The organism is Cellulomonas taurus (assembly GCF_012931845.1).
Taxonomy (GTDB): domain Bacteria; phylum Actinomycetota; class Actinomycetes; order Actinomycetales; family Cellulomonadaceae; genus Cellulomonas; species Cellulomonas taurus.
The window spans coordinates 3,271,358-3,290,949 of the sequence record NZ_CP051884.1 but is presented as its reverse complement, the minus strand read 5'-3'; the positions used below and the strand labels follow the sequence as shown (position 1 = coordinate 3,290,949).

At 68.0% G+C, this 19,592-nt stretch carries 13 protein-coding genes and 3 rRNA genes; 11 read left to right on the top strand and 5 right to left on the bottom strand.

The features are described from left to right. Window positions 1-9: 9 nt before the first annotated feature. From HGK68_RS15250 to HGK68_RS15240, 3 genes are read left to right on the top strand one after another with little or no spacing between them, the layout of a single operon-like run. Window positions 10-1,014: an ABC transporter ATP-binding protein gene (locus HGK68_RS15250; protein WP_246260427.1), complete on the top strand. Its 1,005-nt coding sequence runs from the start codon at window positions 10-12 to the stop codon at window positions 1,012-1,014. Between the two features lie 18 nt (window positions 1,015-1,032). Further along, the gene (locus HGK68_RS15245) at window positions 1,033-1,653 is read left to right on the top strand and encodes a hypothetical protein (RefSeq protein ID WP_206155766.1); all 621 of its coding nucleotides are present in this window, start codon (window positions 1,033-1,035) and stop codon (window positions 1,651-1,653) included. 26 nt (window positions 1,654-1,679) lie between these two features. Beyond that, window positions 1,680-2,897 (top strand): Nramp family divalent metal transporter, encoded by a 1,218-nt coding sequence (locus tag HGK68_RS15240; protein ID WP_246260425.1) that lies wholly within the window; start codon window positions 1,680-1,682, stop codon window positions 2,895-2,897. Here HGK68_RS15240 and HGK68_RS15235 read toward each other — a convergent pair. From HGK68_RS15235 to HGK68_RS15225, 3 genes are read right to left on the bottom strand one after another with little or no spacing between them, the layout of a single operon-like run. After that, entirely contained in the window at window positions 2,894-3,700 is an 807-nt protein-coding gene (locus HGK68_RS15235) for an ABC transporter ATP-binding protein (protein WP_169166726.1), read from the bottom strand. The two genes, HGK68_RS15240 and HGK68_RS15235, sit on opposite strands and share 4 nt — an antisense overlap. Next, on the bottom strand, window positions 3,694-4,677 hold the full coding sequence (locus HGK68_RS15230) for a FecCD family ABC transporter permease (protein ID WP_425483680.1): 984 nt from the start codon (window positions 4,675-4,677) through the stop codon (window positions 3,694-3,696). The genes HGK68_RS15235 and HGK68_RS15230 overlap by 7 nt, the downstream gene beginning before the upstream one ends. Before the next feature lie 14 nt (window positions 4,678-4,691). Continuing rightward, window positions 4,692-5,645, bottom strand: coding sequence for a FecCD family ABC transporter permease (locus HGK68_RS15225; RefSeq protein WP_169166724.1), 954 nt, complete (start codon window positions 5,643-5,645; stop codon window positions 4,692-4,694). A 162-nt stretch (window positions 5,646-5,807) separates the two neighbouring features. Between HGK68_RS15225 and HGK68_RS15220 the strand changes: the two genes are divergently transcribed. The 8 genes from HGK68_RS15220 to rrf all read left to right on the top strand — a co-directional run bounded on the left by HGK68_RS15220 (window position 5,808) and on the right by rrf (window position 17,342). Further along, a complete protein-coding gene (locus HGK68_RS15220; RefSeq protein WP_169166723.1) occupies window positions 5,808-6,815 on the top strand; it encodes an iron-siderophore ABC transporter substrate-binding protein in 1,008 nt (335 codons plus the stop codon). Window positions 6,816-7,128: 313 nt separating this feature from the next. Then, entirely contained in the window at window positions 7,129-7,821 is a 693-nt protein-coding gene (locus tag HGK68_RS15215; protein WP_169166722.1) for a TetR family transcriptional regulator, read from the top strand. A gap of 183 nt (window positions 7,822-8,004) precedes the next feature. After that, on the top strand, window positions 8,005-10,278 hold the full coding sequence (locus HGK68_RS15210) for an ATP-binding cassette domain-containing protein (RefSeq protein WP_169166721.1): 2,274 nt from the start codon (window positions 8,005-8,007) through the stop codon (window positions 10,276-10,278). 164 nt (window positions 10,279-10,442) lie between these two features. After that, window positions 10,443-11,024 (top strand): sugar O-acetyltransferase, encoded by a 582-nt coding sequence (locus HGK68_RS15205; RefSeq protein WP_169166720.1) that lies wholly within the window; start codon window positions 10,443-10,445, stop codon window positions 11,022-11,024. A 2-nt stretch (window positions 11,025-11,026) separates the two neighbouring features. Further along, the gene (locus HGK68_RS15200; RefSeq protein WP_169166719.1) at window positions 11,027-11,560 is read left to right on the top strand and encodes a TetR/AcrR family transcriptional regulator; all 534 of its coding nucleotides are present in this window, start codon (window positions 11,027-11,029) and stop codon (window positions 11,558-11,560) included. A gap of 587 nt (window positions 11,561-12,147) precedes the next feature. After that, a 16S ribosomal RNA gene (locus HGK68_RS15195) occupies window positions 12,148-13,668 on the top strand. Between the two features lie 350 nt (window positions 13,669-14,018). Then, a 23S ribosomal RNA gene (locus HGK68_RS15190) occupies window positions 14,019-17,129 on the top strand. A gap of 96 nt (window positions 17,130-17,225) precedes the next feature. Then, window positions 17,226-17,342: ribosomal RNA gene (gene rrf / locus HGK68_RS15185) — 5S ribosomal RNA — on the top strand. The 16S, 23S and 5S rRNA genes sit together here, the layout of an rRNA operon. A 517-nt stretch (window positions 17,343-17,859) precedes the next feature. Here rrf and HGK68_RS15180 read toward each other — a convergent pair. Continuing rightward, window positions 17,860-18,693 carry a hypothetical protein gene (locus HGK68_RS15180; protein WP_169166718.1) on the bottom strand — a complete coding sequence of 278 codons (834 nt, stop codon included), beginning with the start codon at window positions 18,691-18,693 and terminating at the stop codon, window positions 17,860-17,862. Beyond that, complete coding sequence (locus tag HGK68_RS15175; protein ID WP_169166717.1) at window positions 18,690-19,580, bottom strand: ABC transporter ATP-binding protein; 891 nt, start codon at window positions 19,578-19,580, stop codon at window positions 18,690-18,692. Before HGK68_RS15175 ends, HGK68_RS15180 begins: the two co-directional genes overlap by 4 nt. Between the last annotated feature and the right edge of the window lie 12 nt (window positions 19,581-19,592).

Sequence of the window (19,592 nt, the reverse complement as noted above, 5' to 3'; positions counted from 1 at the left end):
GGTCTGCGGGTGAGCGACCTGGTGGTCCGCTACCCCGGTGTCACGGCGGTGGACCGGGTGAGCCTGACCGTGGAGGTCGGGCGGGTGCTGGCGCTCCTCGGCCCCTCGGGCTGCGGCAAGTCGTCCCTGTTGCGGGCGGTGGCCGGACTGGAACCGGTCGCGGCCGGGTCGATCAGTTGGCGCGGCCGGGACATCGCCGGCGTGCCGACCCACCAGCGCGGCTTCGGGCTGGTGTTCCAGGACGGTCAGCTGTTCGGGCACCGCACGGTCGGCGGCAATGTCGCCTACGGTCTGCCGCGCGGCCCCGAGCGGGCTGCCCGGGTCGCCGAGTTGCTGGAACTGGTCGGCCTGCCCGGCTACGCCGACCGTGCGGTGGGCACCCTGTCCGGTGGCGAGCGACAGCGGGTCGCGCTGGCGCGCTCGCTCGCCCCACGACCCCGGTTGCTGCTGCTGGACGAGCCGCTGTCGGCCCTGGACCGGGGCTTGCGCGAGCGCCTGGCCGACGATCTGCGCAGTGCCCTGGTGGCGACCGGCACCACCGCGCTGTTCGTCACCCACGACCAGGACGAGGCGGCCACGGTCGCCGACCGGGTCGCGGTGATGTCCGCCGGCCGGCTGGTGCAGACCGGCAGCCCCGAACAGCTGTGGGCGGCACCGGCGACGGCCGAGGTGGCCCGGTTCCTCGGCTACCGCACCGCGCTGCCCGGCCCGGACGGCACCCGGGTGGTGGCCGAGGGCGGTTGGGCGGTCGTCGCGCCCGACGCGGTGCCCCCCGCCGCGGGCGCCCGGTCCGGTGAGCCGCCGATGATCGCCGCCACCGTCACCGGTCGTCGCACCCGCCGTGGCCGCCCCGAGGTGGTCGCCGACCTCGACCCGCACTCCGCGGCGACCGGCCTGGCGGGTGACCCGCTCGCCCCGGTGGCGGCCCGACCGCCCGCGGACCGGATGCCGGAGGTGGGCGAACGGGTGTGGTTGACCGTCGACCCGCACGCCTCGGCGGTGCTGGCGGACTGACGCCGCTACCGTCGCGGCATGCCGCTGCTGGAGATCATCGGGTGGACCGGTTCGGTCCTGGTCGTCGTGTCGCTCATGCAGGCCCGGGTGCTCCGGTTCCGCGTGCTCAACCTGGTGGGGTCGCTGATCGCCACCGGGTACAACATCTGGGCCGACATCTGGCCCTTCGCCGCGATGAACGGCGTGATCGCGCTGATCGACCTGTACTGGATCTGGCGGCTGCTGCGGGAGCGGCACGACACCGATGCCTACCGGGTGATCGAGGTCGGCCCGTCGGAGGCGTACCTGCGCCACGTCACCGCGGTGCACGCCGAGGACATCGCCCGGTTCTACCCGCGGTACTCCGGCGACGGCACCTGGGCCTACCTGGTCCTGCGCGGTGACGAGACCGTCGGCATGGTCGTGCTCCGGGACACCGGCGACGGAGTGGGGGAGGTGCTGCTCGACTACGTGACGCCGCGGTTCCGCGACTTCGCCCCCGGGGAGTTCGTCTACCGCCGCAGCGGCGTGCTTGCGGCCACCGGCCTGAGCGAGCTGACGGCCCACCCGCACACCGACGCGCTGCATCCCTATCTGACCCGGGTCGGCTTCACCCCCACTCCCGATCACAACACCTGGACCCGCCCGATCACGCCCTGACATCGGATCGCCGTTACTCTAAGTTCGTGCACCCGAACTCTCGTCGTCTGGTAGCCCTCTTCGGCCCCGCCTTCGTCGCCGCCATCGCCTACGTCGACCCGGGCAACGTCGCCGCCAACCTGACCGCCGGTGCGCGGTACGGCTACCTCCTGCTCTGGGTGCTGGTCGCCGCCAACGCGATGGCGGTGCTGATCCAGTACCAGTCGGCCAAGCTCGGCATCGTCACCGGCGACTCGCTGCCCGGAGTGCTGGGCCGGCGGATGCGGCGCGGTCCGCGGCTGGCGTTCTGGGCGCAGGCCGAGGTGGTCGCCGCCGCCACCGACATCGCCGAGGTCGTCGGTGGGGCCATCGCCCTGCACCTGCTGTTCGGCCTCCCGCTGGTCTGGGGCGGGCTGATCGTCGGGGTGGTCTCGATGCTGCTGCTCGCCACCCAGGACCGCTACGGCCAGCGCCGGTTCGAGGCAGTGGTGACCGCCCTGCTGCTGGTGATCGTGGTCGGCTTCCTGGCCGGACTCGTGGTCGGCCCACCGGACCCGGCGGAGATGCTGGCGGGTCTGGCACCCCGGTTCGCCGGCACCGACTCCGTGCTGCTGGCCGCCTCCATGCTCGGTGCCACCGTGATGCCGCACGCGATCTACGTGCACTCCGCGCTCAGCCGTGACCGCTTCGGCCGCACCGACGACGCCCCGACCCGGCACCGGCTGTTGCGCGCCAGCCGGTGGGACGTGGTGACGGCGCTGGTCGTCGCCGGTGCGGTGAACATCGGCCTGCTCCTGGTCGCCGCCGCCAACCTGCGCGGGGTGGACGGCACCGACACCATCGAGGGCGCGCACGCCGCGATCAGCGACGCCCTGGGCGGTGGGGTCGGCCTGGTGTTCGCGGTCGGGCTGCTGGCCTCCGGCCTGGCCTCCACCTCGGTCGGCTGCTACGCGGGTGCGGCGGTGATGGAGGGGTTGATCCACCGCCGCATCCCCCTGCTGGTCCGGCGCGCGATCACCCTCGCCCCGGCACTGCTACTGCTCGGCCTCGGCGCGGACCCGACCTGGACCCTGGTGGTGAGCCAGGTGGTGCTGAGCTTCGGCATCCCGTTCGCGGCCATCCCGCTGGTGAAGCTGAACGCCGACCGACGACTCATGGGCGAGCACGCCAATCGTCGCGGCCTGCAAGCGGTGCTGATCGTGGTCGTCGCCCTGGTCGTCGCGCTGAACCTGGTGCTGCTGGTCCTGCTCGGAACCGGGTCCTAGGCGTCCTGCGCCGGATGCGCCGCCCCGCGCGGAATCACCATCGGCGTCCCCGCCAGCGGGTCCGGCACCACCAGGCACGGCAGGCCGAACACCGACTCCACCAGCTCCGCGGTCACCACCTCGGCGGGGCGGCCCTGGGCCACGACCGCGCCGTCGGACATCACCACCAGGTGCGTGGCGTACCGGGCGGCGTGGTTCAGGTCGTGCAGCACCGCCACCAGGGTCGCCCCCTCCTGGTGCAGCCGGGCGAACAGATCCATCAGCTCGATCTGGTGGGCGATGTCCAGGAACGTGGTCGGCTCGTCCAGCAGCAGGATGCCGGTCTGCTGGGCCAGGGCCATCGCCACCCAGACCCGCTGCCGCTGGCCGCCGGAGAGCTCGTCCACCGGCACCGCCGCCAGCTCGGTCACCCGGGTCGCCGCCATCGCCTCGGCCACCGCCCGACGATCGGCCTCCGACTGCTGCCGGAACAGGTTCTGGTGCGGATAGCGGCCGCGGGCGACCAGATCGGCGACCGTGATCCCCTCCGGCGCCAGCGCGCTCTGCGGCAGCAGCCCCACCCGGCGCGCCACCTCCTTGGTCGGCAGCCGGTGGATCGACCCGCCGTCCAGCAGCACCTCGCCGGCGGTCGGCTTCAACAGCCGGGCCAGCGACCGCAGCAGGGTCGACTTGCCGCAGGCGTTCGGCCCGACGATCACCGTGAAGGAGTCGTCCGGGATGCTCAGGCTCAGGTCGGTCGCCACCGTCTTCCGGTCGTAGCCCAGGGTCAGCCCGTCCGCCCGCAACCGCTGCTCGTTCACCATCGACGTCGCGCCTCCCGCACGATCAGGGTCAGCAGGTAGATCCCGCCGAGCACCACCGTCACCACACCCACCGGCACCGCCGTCGGCAGCACGTGCTGCGCGATCAGATCGGCCCCCAGCAGCAGCACACCACCGGTCAACGCCGACGCCAGCAGCGGCAGACCCGCCGACCGGGTCAGTCGCCGCGCGATCTGCGGTGCCGACAGCGCCACAAAGGCGATCGGCCCGGCGCTCGCTGTCACCGTCGCGATCAGCGCCACCCCGAGCACCACCACCGCCAGCCGGGTCGTCTCCACCCGGAGTCCGTGCGCCCCCGCGGCGTCGTCACCGAGCTCCAGCTGCCGTAGGGGACCACGGACCGCCCAGATCAGCGGCGTGAGCACCGCGAACACCGCGAAGGCGGGCAGTGCCTGGGACCACCCGGTCAGCGAGATCGACCCCGCGCCCCAGATCGACGCCGCCATCGCCACCTCGGTCTTCGCCCGGAGCAACAGCCACACGTTCACCCCGTGCAGCATCCCGGTCACCCCGATCCCGACCACGATCAGCCGGAAGCCCTGCACCCCGTCCCGGTAGGCCAGCAGGTACACCACCAGCGCGGTGGCCAGTCCGGCGATCAGCGCCCCGGCCGACACCCCGAGCGTCCCGGTGCCGACGACCGTGGTCACCAGCAGTACCCCGGTGTACGACCCGGTGGAGAACCCGATCACGTCCGGCGACCCGAGCGGATTGCGGGTCAGTGACTGGAACAGTGCCCCGGACACCCCGAGCGCCGCCCCGAACACCAGCGCCACCAGCACCCGTGGCAGCCGCCACTGCACCACGATCGTGCTGGCGAAGCCCTGATCCGTGACCAGCGCCCGCACCACCTCCGGCACGCTCAACGGGTAGTCGCCCAGCCCCAGTGCGACGACGGCGAGCAGCAGCGCCACCACCGTCAGCGCCGTCACGGCGATCTGTGCCCGCACAGTCCGCACAGTCCGCACGGCCCTCACAGCCCGCTCGCCTTCCGCCGCCGCACCAGCGCGATCAGCACCGGCGCCCCGATGAAGGCCGTCACCACCCCGACCGGCAGCTCACCCGGCCAGAGCAGCACCCGCGCCGCCACATCCGCGAGCAGCACCAGCACCGGCCCGGCCAGCGCTGACAGCCCGAGGATCCAACGCTGATCGGGTCCGACCAGCCAGCGCACGATGTGCGGCACCATCAGCCCGACCAGCGTGATCGGGCCGGCCATCGCGGTCGCCCCGCCGGCCAGCAGGGTGATCGCCGCGATCGACAGCCCACGGGTCAGCCGCACCGACGTGCCCAGTGCCGTCGCCAGGTCCTCGCCCAGTCCGAGCGTGTTCAGCGCCCCCGCCACCAGCGCCGCCAGCACCAGTCCCACCCCGATGAAGGGCAGCACCGGCAGGATCACCGCCCAGCCACGCGCCTGGAACGATCCGGACTCCCAGGTCAGCAGCACCGCGAACCGCTCCTGGTCCGCCAGGCGCAGCGCCCCGACGACCCCGGTCAGCACCGCGCTGATCGCCACCCCGGCCAGGGTCAGCTGCACCGGACCGGCATGGGAGCGTCCAGCCGACCCGACCAGGTACACCGCCAGGGTCGCCGCCAGCGCACCGGCGAAGGCGAACCAGACGTACCCGCTCGGCCGAGTCACCCCGACGACCACCACGCCCATCGCCACCGCGAAGGCGGCGCCGCTGGTCACCCCGAGGATGCCCGGGTCGGCCAGCGGGTTGCGGGTGAGGCCCTGCATCAGACCGCCCGCCACCGCCAGCCCGGCACCGACCGCGATGCCCAGCACCGTGCGCGGCACCCGCAGCCCGACCACCGCCGCCCGATCCGGTCCGGCGACGTCACCGCCGGTCAGTGCCCGCCCGACGGTGCCCAGGTCCACCGGCCGCGACCCGACGGCCAGGCTCAGCCCGATCGCCGCGACCATAAGGACCAGCAGGACCGTCAGCGCGACCGTGCGGCGTGCGGGGGAGTGGACCGTCACCCGTGGTTCCCGCTCGTCATGAGGCTAGGCTAACCTTCCCAGGCATTCGCCCGACGATGACGCTGATCTCCGCGCTCCGGGCGTCCACCACCGAAGGGTTCTGCGATGAAGTCCACCCGTGTTGCCGCCGCTCTGGCAGCGGTCGCCGTCCTCGCGCTCAGCGCCTGCTCGTCCGGCGACGACTCCGGCAGCGAGGCTACCGCCACCGACCGGAGCAGCACCGGCGCCGACGCGGGCAGCTTCCCGGCCACCGTCGACACCAAGTTCGGCGAGGTGACCGTCGAGTCCACGCCGGAACGGATCGTCGCCCTCGGCTGGGGCGATGCCGAGACCGCCCTGTCGCTCGGCTACCAGCCGGTGGGCGCCTCGGACTGGCTCGGCTTCGGTGGTGACGGGGTCGGGCCGTGGGCCGAGGGGGAGTACGACGAGTCGCCGACCCTGATCGACACGCTGGAACCCTCCTACGAGGCCATCGCCGCCCTGAAGCCCGACCTGATCCTGGACGTGAAGTCCTCCGGCGACCAGGACCGCTACGACCGGCTGTCCCAGATCGCCCCGACGGTCGGCGTTCCGGAGGGCGGCGACTCCTACCTCACCACCGGTCAGCAGCAGCTCGAACTGATCTCCGCCGCCCTCGGCGTCCCGGAGAAGGGCCAGGAGCTGGAGCAGCAGCTCGACGACGCCTTCGCCACCGCCGGCGAGCAGCACCCCGACTGGGAGGGCAAGACCATCGCCGCCGCGACCCGCACCTCCGAGGGCTGGGGCGCGTACATCGAGGGCGGCGACCGGGTCGACTTCCTGCAGAACCTCGGCTTCGTCCAGTCGCCGACCATCGCCGACCTGCCGGTGTCCTCCTCCGGCTTCAGCGTGGACATCTCGGACGAGCAGCTCGACCTGCTGGACGCCGACCTGATCGTCGCGTTCCCGATCTTCATCGACACCACCGAGATCACCGATGACCCGCAGTGGCAGGCGATCCCCGCGGTCGCCGACGGCCGGGCCGTGGTGATCGACGGCGACCTGTCGTCCGCCTACTCCCTCGGCACCATCGGGGCGCAGCTGTACGCGCTGGACAACCTGGTGCCGAAGATCGAGGCGGCCCTCGGCGACTGAGTCGCACCGAGCACGGCTCGCACTACCGACAGCCTCCGACCGCACCGCGCGGGCGGGGGCTGTCCCGGGTTGCGTCGCGCGGCTTGCCTCGCCTTGTTCCCCGCCTCGCCGGACGCTGGGCACCCGATGACCCGGTAGCTAGCTTCTTGTAGTGGGACTACAGAAAAGGCGCAGCCCTCCAGCTGCACGCTGGCCTGCACGTCTCTCAGCAAGCTGTAGTCCGACTCCAATAACTAGTGGTGTTCTCGCTCCCTCTTCTCCACACCCCGCCCCGCCCGCCGTCCACAATCTGTAGTGGCGCTACAGTGACTACGTGTCTCCCCAGGTAGCGGCGCCGCACCCCGCCGCCGGACCCGCCGTCATCGACCACCTGCCCGACGGCCGCTCCCGCCGCGCCGCCGCCACCCGCCGCGCCATCGGCCGTTCGGCCGGGCCGCTGTTCCGGCAGCTCGGCGTCGACGGCACCGCGATCACCGCGGTGGCCGCAGCGGCCGGAGTCGGGGTCCAGACCGTCTACTACCACTACCCGACCAAGGCAGCCCTCCTGGTGGGTGCGCTCGACGCCGCCGTCCACGGAGTCGACCGTCGCGACGCCCGCCCCCGGCTCCTCGACCTGGCCTGGGCGGTCGGTGCTCGCGCCGAACCCGACCCCCAGCGTCGACTCTTCCTGCACGTGCGCGGCTGCGCCGACCTGCTCACCGCCGGAGCCGAGCTCACCCAGCTGCTCCGTGCCCAGGCCGCGGGCGACCCGGACCTCACCGCCGTGGTGGCCGAGGAGGACGCGGCGCACCGTGCCCTGCACCGGGCGCTGATCGACTCCCTCGGCCGCGAGCTCTCCCACCTGACCACACCGGATCAGGCGGCCGACGTCCTCTCCCTGGTGCTCGGCCCCGAGTCCTGGCAGTCGCTGGTCGCCCGCGCCGGATGGAGCCGCCTCGCCTGGGCGCGGTGGGCGCACCGCATGGTGCTCGCCGAGCTGCTCGGTCCCGCCGGCTCCACCGACTGACGCGCGCGGCTTGTGCCGGCCGCTCGGACGCGCACACGCGGCGTTGACCGCTCCGGCTGACGCGCGCGGCGTCGACCGCTCCCGGGGCGCACCCCCGGATGAGCCCCCTGTCGGTGCCGTGTGCGACCCTCGGAGCCGCGCCCAGCCGCTTCCGCGCCGACCGTCCTAGCCGAGGAGCACGCCGTGTCCGAGTCGATCGTCATCCGTGGTGCCCGAGAGAACAACCTGCGCGACGTCGACCTGGACATCCCCAAGCGCAGTCTGACCGTCTTCACCGGAGTGTCCGGCTCCGGCAAGTCCTCCCTGGCCTTCGACACCATCGCGGCGGAGTCCCAGCGTCTGCTGAACGAGACCCACTCGGCCTTCGTGCAGAACTTCCTGCCGCAGTCGGCCCAGCCGGACGCCGACTCGATCACCGGGCTGACCGCCTCGATCGTGGTCGACCAGGAGCCGATGGGCGGCAACATCCGCTCCACCGTCGGCACCGCCACCGACGCGTACACCATGCTGCGCCGGATCTGGGCGCGGGCCGCGACCCCCACGCTGGGCACGCCGATCGCCTTCTCCTTCAACGACCCGCGCGGCTGGTGCCCGACCTGCGAGGGTGCCGGCAGCGTCGCCGCCATCGACGAGGACGCCCTGGTCCACCCGGAGCTCAGTCTCAACCAGGGCGCGATCGACTTCCCCAACTACCAGGTCGGCGGGTGGTACTGGCGCGCCTTCGCCGACACCGGATGGTTCCCGGTCGACGTGCCGGTCCGGGAGTTCACCGCCGAGCAACGCGCGCTGCTGCTGCACGGCCCCACCCCGCAGGGCGGCGCCAAGGCCAAGCCGGTGAAGGTCGACATCGGCGGCGTCCAGATGACCTATGAGGGCCTGCTGCCCAAGCTGCGCCGTTCCGCCCTCGCGAAGAACCTCGACCAGCTGCAGCCGCATCTGCGGGCTGCCGTCGAGCGGATCTCGACCCGGGGTGCCTGCCCCGAGTGCGGGGGCGCGCGGGTGAACGCCGCCGCCCGCTCGGCCCAGATCGCCGGGACGACCATCGCCGACGCCACCGCCATGCAGGTCACCGACCTCGCCGCCTGGATCCGCGCCGTCGACGCCCCGACCGTCCAGCCCCTGCTGGACGGGCTGGCCGACCGGCTGGACGACCTGGTCCGGATCGGCCTCGGGTATCTGAGCCTGGCCCGGGAGAGCACCAGCCTGTCCGGCGGTGAGTCGCAGCGGGTCAGGATGGTGCGCCACCTCGGCTCCGCGCTCACCGACATCACCTATGTCTTCGACGAGCCGAGCACCGGCCTGCACCCACACGACGTGCACCGGATGAACGAGCTGCTGCGCGCGCTGTGCGTCAAGGGCAACACCGTCCTGGTGGTCGAGCACAAGCCCGAGGTGATCGCCATCGCCGATCAGGTGGTCGACGTCGGACCCGGCGCCGGTGGCGCGGGCGGCCGGATCGTCTTCCAGGGCACCGTCGACGGCCTGCGAGCCTCCGGCACCCTCACCGGCGACCACCTCAACCGGCACCAACCGCTCAAGACCGACCCGCGCACCCCGACCGGCGCCCTCCCGATCCGGCACGCCACCCGACACAACCTCCGTGACGTCAACATCGACATCCCCACCGGGGTCCTGGTCGCCGTCACCGGGGTCGCCGGATCCGGCAAGAGCTCGCTGATCCGCGGTGTCCTGCCGCAGCAGTACCCGGACGCGGTGATCGTCGACCAGGCCACCACCCGCGGGTCCCGCCGGTCCAACGCCGCCACCTACACCGGGATGCTGGACCACATCCGCAAGGCCTTCGCCAAGGCCAACGGGGTCAAGCCCGCCCTGTTCAGCGCCAACTCGGAGGGCGCGTGCCCCGCCTGCGGTGGCCTCGGGGTGATCTACACCGAGCTCGGCACCTTCGAGTCGGTGAAGACCCCGTGCGAGACCTGCGGCGGCCGCCGCTTCACCCAGGAGGTCCTCGACCTCACCCTGCGCGGTAGGTCGATCGCCGACGTGCTCGAGATGCCGGTGGTGGCGGCCCGGGAGTTCTTCACCGAGAAGCCGATCGCCGCCGTGCTCACCTCCCTCGACGACGTGGGCATCGGGTACCTCACCCTGGGCCAGCCGCTGTCCACCCTGTCCGGCGGTGAACGCCAACGGCTCAAGCTCGCCATCGAACTCGGTTCCCCCGCCGACCTGTACGTGCTGGACGAGCCGACCTCGGGCCTGCACATGGCGGACGTCGACCGGCTGATCGTGCTGCTCGACCGGTTCGTCGACGCCGGTTCCACGGTGATCGTGATCGAGCACAACCTGGACGTCATCTCCCGTGCCGACCACGTCATCGACCTCGGACCCGGTGCCGGGGCCGACGGCGGCACCATCGTGTTCAGCGGTCCGCCCACCGACCTGGTCCACGCCCCCGACTCCCGCACCGGCGCCGCCCTGGCCGCGCGGCACGGCTCCTGACGCACCGGCCGCCCAGCCTTGGCCGCCCGACTCTGCCCCTGACCCACTCGCCGCCCAGCCTTGGCCGCCCGCCAGGGTTCCTGATGCACGTCCCACTGCCTCGCGACGCGCCCCGCCCCGCCTCCGCCCCACGTCGTCCCGATCGGATGTGTACGCTCGTACGCATGACCGAGTACTTCGCCGACGACCCGCGCACCAACCGCGAGCGGATGCTCGCCGGCGAGCTCTACATCGCCGACGACCCGGACAGTCAGGCCATCTCCCGCCGCGCCCTCCGGCTGCTGGAGGAGTACCGGGTGCAGTTCATCGCCGCCGACTTCGACCGTGCGATCGCCACCCTGCGCGAGGTGGTCGGCACCCTCGGGGACGACGCCTGGATCAAGCCGCCGCTCTCCGTCGACTACGGCGAGAACCTGCACGTCGGCGCGCGGACCTTCATCAACTACAACCTCACCGCTCTGGACGTCGCCGCCATCACCATCGGCGAGGACTGCCAGATCGGCCCCAACGTCCAGCTGCTCACCCCGACCCACCCCATCGAGCCGCAGCCGCGCCGGGACAAGCTGGAGGCCGCGCGACCGATCACCCTGGGCGACAACGTCTGGCTGGGTGGGGGCGTCATCGTCTGCCCCGGGGTCACCATCGGTGACAACGCCGTGATCGGCGCCGGCTCGGTCGTCACCAAGGACATCCCGGCCAACGTGATCGCGGTCGGCAACCCCGCGCGCGTGCTGCGCGAGATCTGATCGTGCCCACCCGTCGACACGACCCGGACCGGCGCTCGCGGATCATCGACGCCTGCCTCGACGTGATCGCCGCCCACGGCGTCTCGGGCACCAGCCACCGCAAGGTCGCGGCCCTCGCCGACGTCCCGCTGGGATCGATGACCTACCACTTCGACGGCCTCGACGATCTGCTCCTGGCTGCCTTCACCCGGTTCGCCGAGCAGCAGAGCACCCGGTACGCGGAGCACCTGGCCGACAGCGACGACGTGCGATCGGCCGTGGTCGACCTGATCCGGGACAACCTCACCGACCAGCGTGACCTGATCCTCGCCCAGGAGCTCTACACCCTCGCGGCGCGGGAGCCGTCCTTCCGGGTCCTGACCAACGCGTGGATGTCCCGCAGCCGAGCCACCCTGGAGCGGTACCTCGACCCGCTGACCGCGCGGATGCTCGACGCCGTGATCGAAGGGGTCACCCTGCACCGCGCCCTGGACACCGAGGAACCGGATCCCCGCCTGGTCGAGGAAGCGGTACGCCGGATCACGGCCACACTCTGATCCCGTGCGCGGTCGCTCGTGATCCGGCCGGTGCGGGCAGCGACCCGCGTGATCACGCGGGTCCAGCGGTGGATTTGACGCTCCCGCACCGGTCACGTAGTTTTCTCCGAGTCGCCCGCCAGGGAGGAACGGACACCGAGTCAGATCGGTGGCTGGTCCCCGCGGGTGGCCACCCCCTCGGTAGGTCCTCGGGAGCTTCGGCTGCCGGTTAGGGTCGTGCCGGGATGGATTCCGCTGGTTCGGAACGGTCCACACGGACTTGACCGGCTGGGGCGGGTCCGCTAAGTTTGAACGGTTGCCTCCGGTCAGGCGCTCGCAAGAGCGGTGAGGGATGCGCGTCTGTTCTTTGAGAACTCAACAGTGTGCCTAAGTAGTTGATGCCAAATGGCTCGGCTTGCTTGGAGTCTACTACCAGCATGGTGGTGGGTGAAGGGTGGTCGAAGCTTTTGGTTGATATGCATGATCCGGACCCCGTCCGGGTTGTGTTATACAGCCGAATCTGATTGGTGCCGCATTCGTCAGCGTGTGTGGTGCCGCTTTGTGTGTCGGTTGCTCGCTGCCTTCGGGTGGTGGGTGCCAATGAGACATTCACGGAGAGTTTGATTCTGGCTCAGGACGAACGCTGGCGGCGTGCTTAACACATGCAAGTCGAACGGTGAAGCCCAGCTTGCTGGGTGGATCAGTGGCGAACGGGTGAGTAACACGTGAGTAACCTGCCTCTGACTCTGGGATAAGCCTTGGAAACGGGGTCTAATACTGGATACGAGACGCTCGGGCATCCGAAGTGTCTGGAAAGATTTATCGGTCAGAGATGGACTCGCGGCCTATCAGCTTGTTGGTGGGGTAATGGCCTACCAAGGCGACGACGGGTAGCCGGCCTGAGAGGGCGACCGGCCACACTGGGACTGAGACACGGCCCAGACTCCTACGGGAGGCAGCAGTGGGGAATATTGCACAATGGGCGCAAGCCTGATGCAGCGACGCCGCGTGAGGGATGACGGCCTTCGGGTTGTAAACCTCTTTCAGCAGGGAAGAAGCGAAAGTGACGGTACCTGCAGAAGAAGCGCCGGCTAACTACGTGCCAGCAGCCGCGGTAATACGTAGGGCGCAAGCGTTGTCCGGAATTATTGGGCGTAAAGAGCTCGTAGGCGGTTTGTCGCGTCTGGTGTGAAAACTCAAGGCTCAACCTTGAGCTTGCATCGGGTACGGGCAGACTAGAGTGCGGTAGGGGAGACTGGAATTCCTGGTGTAGCGGTGGAATGCGCAGATATCAGGAGGAACACCGATGGCGAAGGCAGGTCTCTGGGCCGCAACTGACGCTGAGGAGCGAAAGCATGGGGAGCGAACAGGATTAGATACCCTGGTAGTCCATGCCGTAAACGTTGGGCACTAGGTGTGGGGCTCATTCCACGAGTTCCGTGCCGCAGCAAACGCATTAAGTGCCCCGCCTGGGGAGTACGGCCGCAAGGCTAAAACTCAAAGAAATTGACGGGGGCCCGCACAAGCGGCGGAGCATGCGGATTAATTCGATGCAACGCGAAGAACCTTACCAAGGCTTGACATACACCGGAAACTTCCAGAGATGGTTGCCCCGCAAGGTCGGTGTACAGGTGGTGCATGGTTGTCGTCAGCTCGTGTCGTGAGATGTTGGGTTAAGTCCCGCAACGAGCGCAACCCTCGTCCTATGTTGCCAGCGGGTTATGCCGGGGACTCATAGGAGACTGCCGGGGTCAACTCGGAGGAAGGTGGGGATGACGTCAAATCATCATGCCCCTTATGTCTTGGGCTTCACGCATGCTACAATGGCCGGTACAAAGGGCTGCGATACCGCGAGGTGGAGCGAATCCCAAAAAGCCGGTCTCAGTTCGGATTGGGGTCTGCAACTCGACCCCATGAAGTCGGAGTCGCTAGTAATCGCAGATCAGCAACGCTGCGGTGAATACGTTCCCGGGCCTTGTACACACCGCCCGTCAAGTCACGAAAGTCGGTAACACCCGAAGCCGGTGGCCCAACCCTTGTGGGGGGAGCCGTCGAAGGTGGGACTGGCGATTGGGACTAAGTCGTAACAAGGTAGCCGTACCGGAAGGTGCGGCTGGATCACCTCCTTTCTAAGGAGCATCTGGCACCCGCGAAGGTGGGTGTTCAGGGGCCATGCCCAGGCCGTACGTGTCTGGGGTGGTGCTCATGGGTGGAACATCAACTGCGGTCACTGTTTCGTGGCTGGCGTCTAGTACAACTCCTGTGGGGGTGTGGAACGAGGCTGGTGATGGGGTGGTGGCCTTGGGCGCACTGTTGGGTCCTGAGGGAACAGCCCGCGAGGGTGGTGACTTCAGTACGGGCCTGGTTGACCGTGTCAAACCGTTCACACTGTTGGTGTGGGTAGGTGCGGGTTGTATCTGGGGATCGTTCGTTGTTTGAGAACTGCACAGTGGACGCGAGCATCTTTGTATGTCTTTGTGGTCAAGTTTTTAAGGGCACAGGGTGAATGCCTTGGCACTAGGAGCCGAAGAAGGACGTTGTAGCCTGCGATAAGCCTCGGGGAGTTGGCAAACGAACCGTGATCCGAGGATTTCCGAATGGGGAAACCCCGCACGAGTCATGTCGTGTGACCTGCACCTGAATATATAGGGTGTGTGGAGGGAACGCCGGGAAGTGAAACATCTCAGTACCGGCAGGAAGAGATATTCCGTGAGTAGTGGCGAGCGAAAGCGGATGAGGCCAAACCGTATGCGTGTGATAGCCGGCAGGCGTTGCGTATGCGGGGTTGTGGGACCTTTCGGGTTGTTCTGCCGAGCAACCAAGGAGTTACAAAGTCGTGTCATAGTCGAAGGGCATTGAAAGGCCCGGCACAGAGGGTGGTACCCCCGTAGACGAAATGGCATGGCCTCCTGAAGGGGATCCCAAGTAGCACGGGGCCCGAGAAATCCCGTGTGAATCTGGCAAGACCACTTGCTAAGCCTAAATACTACCTAGTGACCGATAGCGGACAAGTACCGTGAGGGAAAGGTGAAAAGTACCCCGGGAGGGGAGTGAAATAGTACCTGAAACCGTGTGCCTACAATCCGTTGGAGCCTCCTTAGCAGGGGTGACAGCGTGCCTTTTGAAGAATGAGCCTGCGAGTTAGTGGTACGTGGCGAGGTTAACCCGTGTGGGGAAGCCGTAGCGAAAGCGAGTCCGAATAGGGCGATCATAGTCGCGTGCTCTAGACCCGAAGCGAAGTGATCTAGCCATGGGCAGGTTGAAGCGCGGGTAAGACCGCGTGGAGGACCGAACCCACTTGGGTTGAAAACCGAGGGGATGACCTGTGGTTAGGGGTGAAAGGCCAATCAAACTTCGTGATAGCTGGTTCTCCCCGAAATGCATTTAGGTGCAGCCTCGCGTGTTTCTTGCCGGAGGTAGAGCTACTGGATAGCCGATGGGCCCTACCAGGTTACTGACGTTAGCCAAACTCCGAATGCCGGTAAGTGAGAGCGCGGGAGTGAGACTGCGGGGGATAAGCTCCGTAGTCGAGAGGGAAACAGCCCAGACCACCAGCTAAGGCCCCTAAGCGTGTGCTAAGTGGGAAAGGATGTGGAGTTGCACAGACAACCAGGAGGTTGGCTTAGAAGCAGCCACCCTTGAAAGAGTGCGTAATAGCTCACTGGTCAAGTGATTCCGCGCCGACAATGTAGCGGGGCTCAAGTACACCGCCGAAGCTGTGGCATTCACACATACTGCTAGGCCTTCGTGGTCCAGGCGTGTGGATGGGTAGGGGAGCGTCGTGTGGCGGGTGAAGCTGCGGGGTAACCCAGTGGTGGACGCTACACGAGTGAGAATGCAGGCATGAGTAGCGAATGACGGGTGAGAAACCCGTCCGCCGAATGACCAAGGGTTCCAGGGCCAGGCTAATCCGCCCTGGGTAAGTCGGGACCTAAGGCGAGGCCGACAGGCGTAGTCGATGGACAACGGGTTGATATTCCCGTACCGGCGAAGAACCGCCCATACCGAGCCCGGTGATGCTAAACGCCCGAGCCCGCACATCGACCACTTCGGTGGTCACCGTGTGGGGGAGCGCGTGACCCGATCCGGTAGTAGGTAAGCGTATTAACAGGAGTGACGCAGGAAGGTAGCCCAGCGTGGCGATGGTTGTCCACGTCCAAGGTCGTAGGGCGAGTGGTAGGCAAATCCGCCACTCACATAGCCTGAGAACTGATGGTGACAGCGTATGCTGGAAGAGGGTGATCCTATGCTGCCGAGAAAAGCTTCGACGCGAGGTTCTAGCCGCCCGTACCCTAAACCGACTCAGGTGGTCAGGTAGAGAATACTAAGGCGATCGAGTGAATCGTGGTTAAGGAACTCGGCAAAATGCCCCCGTAACTTCGGGAGAAGGGGGGCCTGAAGCGTGAACCGACTTGCTTGGGGAGCGTGGAGGGCCGCAGAGACCAGGGGGAAGCGACTGTTTACTAAAAACACAGGTCCGTGCGAAGTCGCAAGACGATGTATACGGACTGACGCCTGCCCGGTGCTGGAAGGTTAAGAGGACGGGTTAGCCGTAAGGCGAAGCTCAGAATTTAAGCCCCAGTAAACGGCGGTGGTAACTATAACCATCCTAAGGTAGCGAAATTCCTTGTCGGGTAAGTTCCGACCTGCACGAATGGCGTAACGACTTCCCCGCTGTCTCAACCGCGAACTCGGCGAAATTGCACTACGAGTAAAGATGCTCGTTACGCGCAGCAGGACGGAAAGACCCCGGGACCTTTACTATAGCTTGGTATTGGTGTTCGGTGCGGCTTGTGTAGGATAGGTGGGAGACTGTGAAGCGGGCACGCCAGTGTTCGTGGAGTCAACGTTGAAATACCACTCTGGTCGCTCTGGATATCTAACCTCGGTCCGTAATCCGGATCAGGGACAGTGCCTGGTGGGTAGTTTAACTGGGGCGGTTGCCTCCTAAAATGTAACGGAGGCGCTCAAAGGTTCCCTCAGCCTGGTTGGCAATCAGGTGGCGAGTGCAAGTGCACAAGGGAGCTTGACTGTGAGACTGACAGGTCGAGCAGGGACGAAAGTCGGAACTAGTGATCCGGCGGTGGCTTGTGGAAGCGCCGTCGCTCAACGGATAAAAGGTACCCCGGGGATAACAGGCTGATCTTGCCCAAGAGTCCATATCGACGGCATGGTTTGGCACCTCGATGTCGGCTCGTCGCATCCTGGGGCTGGAGTAGGTCCCAAGGGTTGGGCTGTTCGCCCATTAAAGCGGTACGCGAGCTGGGTTTAGAACGTCGTGAGACAGTTCGGTCCCTATCCGCTGCGCGCGCAGGAAACTTGAGAAGGGCTGTCCCTAGTACGAGAGGACCGGGACGGACGAACCTCTGGTGTGCCAGTTGTTCCGCCAGGAGCACGGCTGGTTAGCTACGTTCGGAAGGGATAACCGCTGAAAGCATCTAAGCGGGAAGCCTGCTTCAAGATGAGGTTTCCATGCCCCTTGTGGGTGAGAGGCTCCCAGCTAGACCACTGGGTAGATAGGCCGGATGTGGAAGGCAGGACTAACGACTGCCGCAGCTGACCGGTACTAATAAGCCGACAACTTCACCACAACATCATTGCTACGCGTCCACTGTGCGGTTCCCGAACCGCGAACACCCCTGACCCGACCGGGTTGCAGGAGAGGTGTTTGATAGTTCGATAGAGTTACGGCGGTCATAGCGAGGGGGAAACGCCCGGTCCCATTCCGAACCCGGAAGCTAAGCCCCTCAGCGCCGATGGTACTGCACTCGCCAGGGTGTGGGAGAGTAGGACGCCGCCGGACATCTTTCCACGAAAGGCCATCCCCCAGGGGATGGCCTTTCGTCGTATCTGGGCACCTGTCGGGTCGAGAGCCGGCACCCGGCAGAGCGCACCGCCCGGCGGTAGCTGGGCCTTGCTGTGCGGTCAGTATTGGGTGCATCGACGGCGCTGCGGCCGTAGGCGCGTTGCGAGCGACGCCTTGCACTCGCTGGCGGAGGCGTTCGACCGTGCCGCGGATCGGGAACGGACCCCTGCGACGCACCCGGATCGGCCCGCATCACGAGCGGAGGCCCTTCCGGCAGGATGACCGCATCCGGTCGCTGCCGGGCGTGCGTGACGGCATCCGGTCGCTGCCGGGCGCGCACGACGGCACCCGGTCGCTGCCGGGCGCGCACGACGGCACCCGGTCGCTGCCGGGCGCGCACGACGGCACCCGGTCGCTGCCGCGAGCGTGTACGACGGCGCCTGGTCGGGTGCGTGCGGGGACGACAGCGCCCGGTCGCTCCCCTGCAGGGTGCGACCGGGCGCGGTGGAGGGGGTCAGGCGCGGACGTCCGAGGCGGCGACCCGCCAGGCTCCCAGCCCGAGTGCCCCTGCTGCCCACAGGATCAGGCACACCAGGACCGCGGTGTACGACGGGCTGCCGGGCACTTCGCCGGTGACCATCAGGTAGCCGATCGAGTTCATCGGGAGCCAGTCGCTCAGCGAGGCGATGGTGTCGCTGGGGATCAGGGACAGCGCGATCGGGGCGACCAGCATGATGGCGACGTAGGTGACGATGGCGACCACGGTCTTGCGGAGCCAGAAGGCCAGTCCGACAGCGAGCAGTGTGCTGAGGGCTCCGGCGATGACCAGGTTGACGACGTGGTGGATCGTCAGGGGATCGGTGGCGGAGTACAGCGGATCGACGGCGGGCAACACACTGCCCGCGACCAGCAGGATGACGGCGCAGCTGACGGCGAGCACTAGGGCGACGGTGACGGCGGCGATGAGCGCCTTGGTCCAGAGCAACCCGATGCGGCGCTGCGTTCCGGCGAGGGTGGCCAGGATCGCGCCGGAGGACCACTCGACGGTCACGAACACGATCGCGGAGACGCCGAACAGGAGCTGCGCGAACGCGAACCCGTAGCCGGGAATCTCGCGCAGATCGGAGGTGCCCACCTCCATGGTGCCGTCGCTGAGGGCGTTGTGGAACGCCATGATCGCGATCCCGCCGGTGCCGATCAGGAGTCCACCGCTCAGGACGATGCCCAGCAGCGGTCCGATCTGGCGGGTCAGCTGGATCCACTGGGCGCGGAGCATGCCGGCGCCGGTCACCCGGGGCGCGGCGGCCGAGCCGGTGGTGGGTGCGGGGGCCGAGGTCGTGGCGGTCATGCGGGCACCTCCTGGGAGGAGACGAGGGAGAGGTAGGCGTGTTCCAACGTGCCGGTGGTGGCGGACAGCAGTTCGAGCGGGATTCCCGCCTGGTGCGCGATCCAGCCGATCCGACGGGCGTCGTCGCTGTCGACCATCAGCCGGCCATCGCCCCAGGAGATCTGGAAGCCGGCCTCGGTGAGCACCCGGCCGAGCATCTGGTCGTCGGCGCTGTGCACCTGCACTCCGGGGCGGGAGGACGCGAGGATCTGTTCCAGCGGCCCGGCGCCGACCACCGTGCCGTCCCGGATGATCACCAGGTCGTCGACGCAGAGCTGCAGTTCGGACATCAGGTGGGAGGACAGCAGGACGCAGCGTCCCTGGTCGGCGAGCTGTCGGACCAGCCCGCGCACCCAGATCACACCGTCCGGGTCGAGGCCGTTGACCGGCTCGTCGAGGATGACGTGCCGTGGGTCGCCGAGGAGCGCCGATGCCAGCCCGAGCCGCTGCTTCATCCCCAACGAGTAGGTGCGGATGCGGCGGCGGCGCACGTGGTCCAGGCCGACCACCTGGAGGAGCTCGTCCACCCGCTGCGTCGGGATGCGATGGGTGGCCGCCAGCGACCGGAGGTAGTCCCGAGCGGTCATCCCGGGGATGCCGCCCTGCCCGTCCAGCAGGACGCCCATCTCGTCCAGGGGGGCGCGCAGCGTGCGCGGGTCCCGGCCGTCGATCCGGCAACTGCCGGCGTCGGGGCGCTCGAGGCCGGCCATCAGGCGCATCGTGGTGGACTTGCCGGCGCCATTGGGGCCGAGGAATCCGGTGACCCGACCGTCGCGTGCGGTGAAGTCGATTCCTCGGACGGCTCGCACCGGCCCGTAGGACTTGGTGAGTCCGGTTACTTCGAGCATCGTTCGTACCTC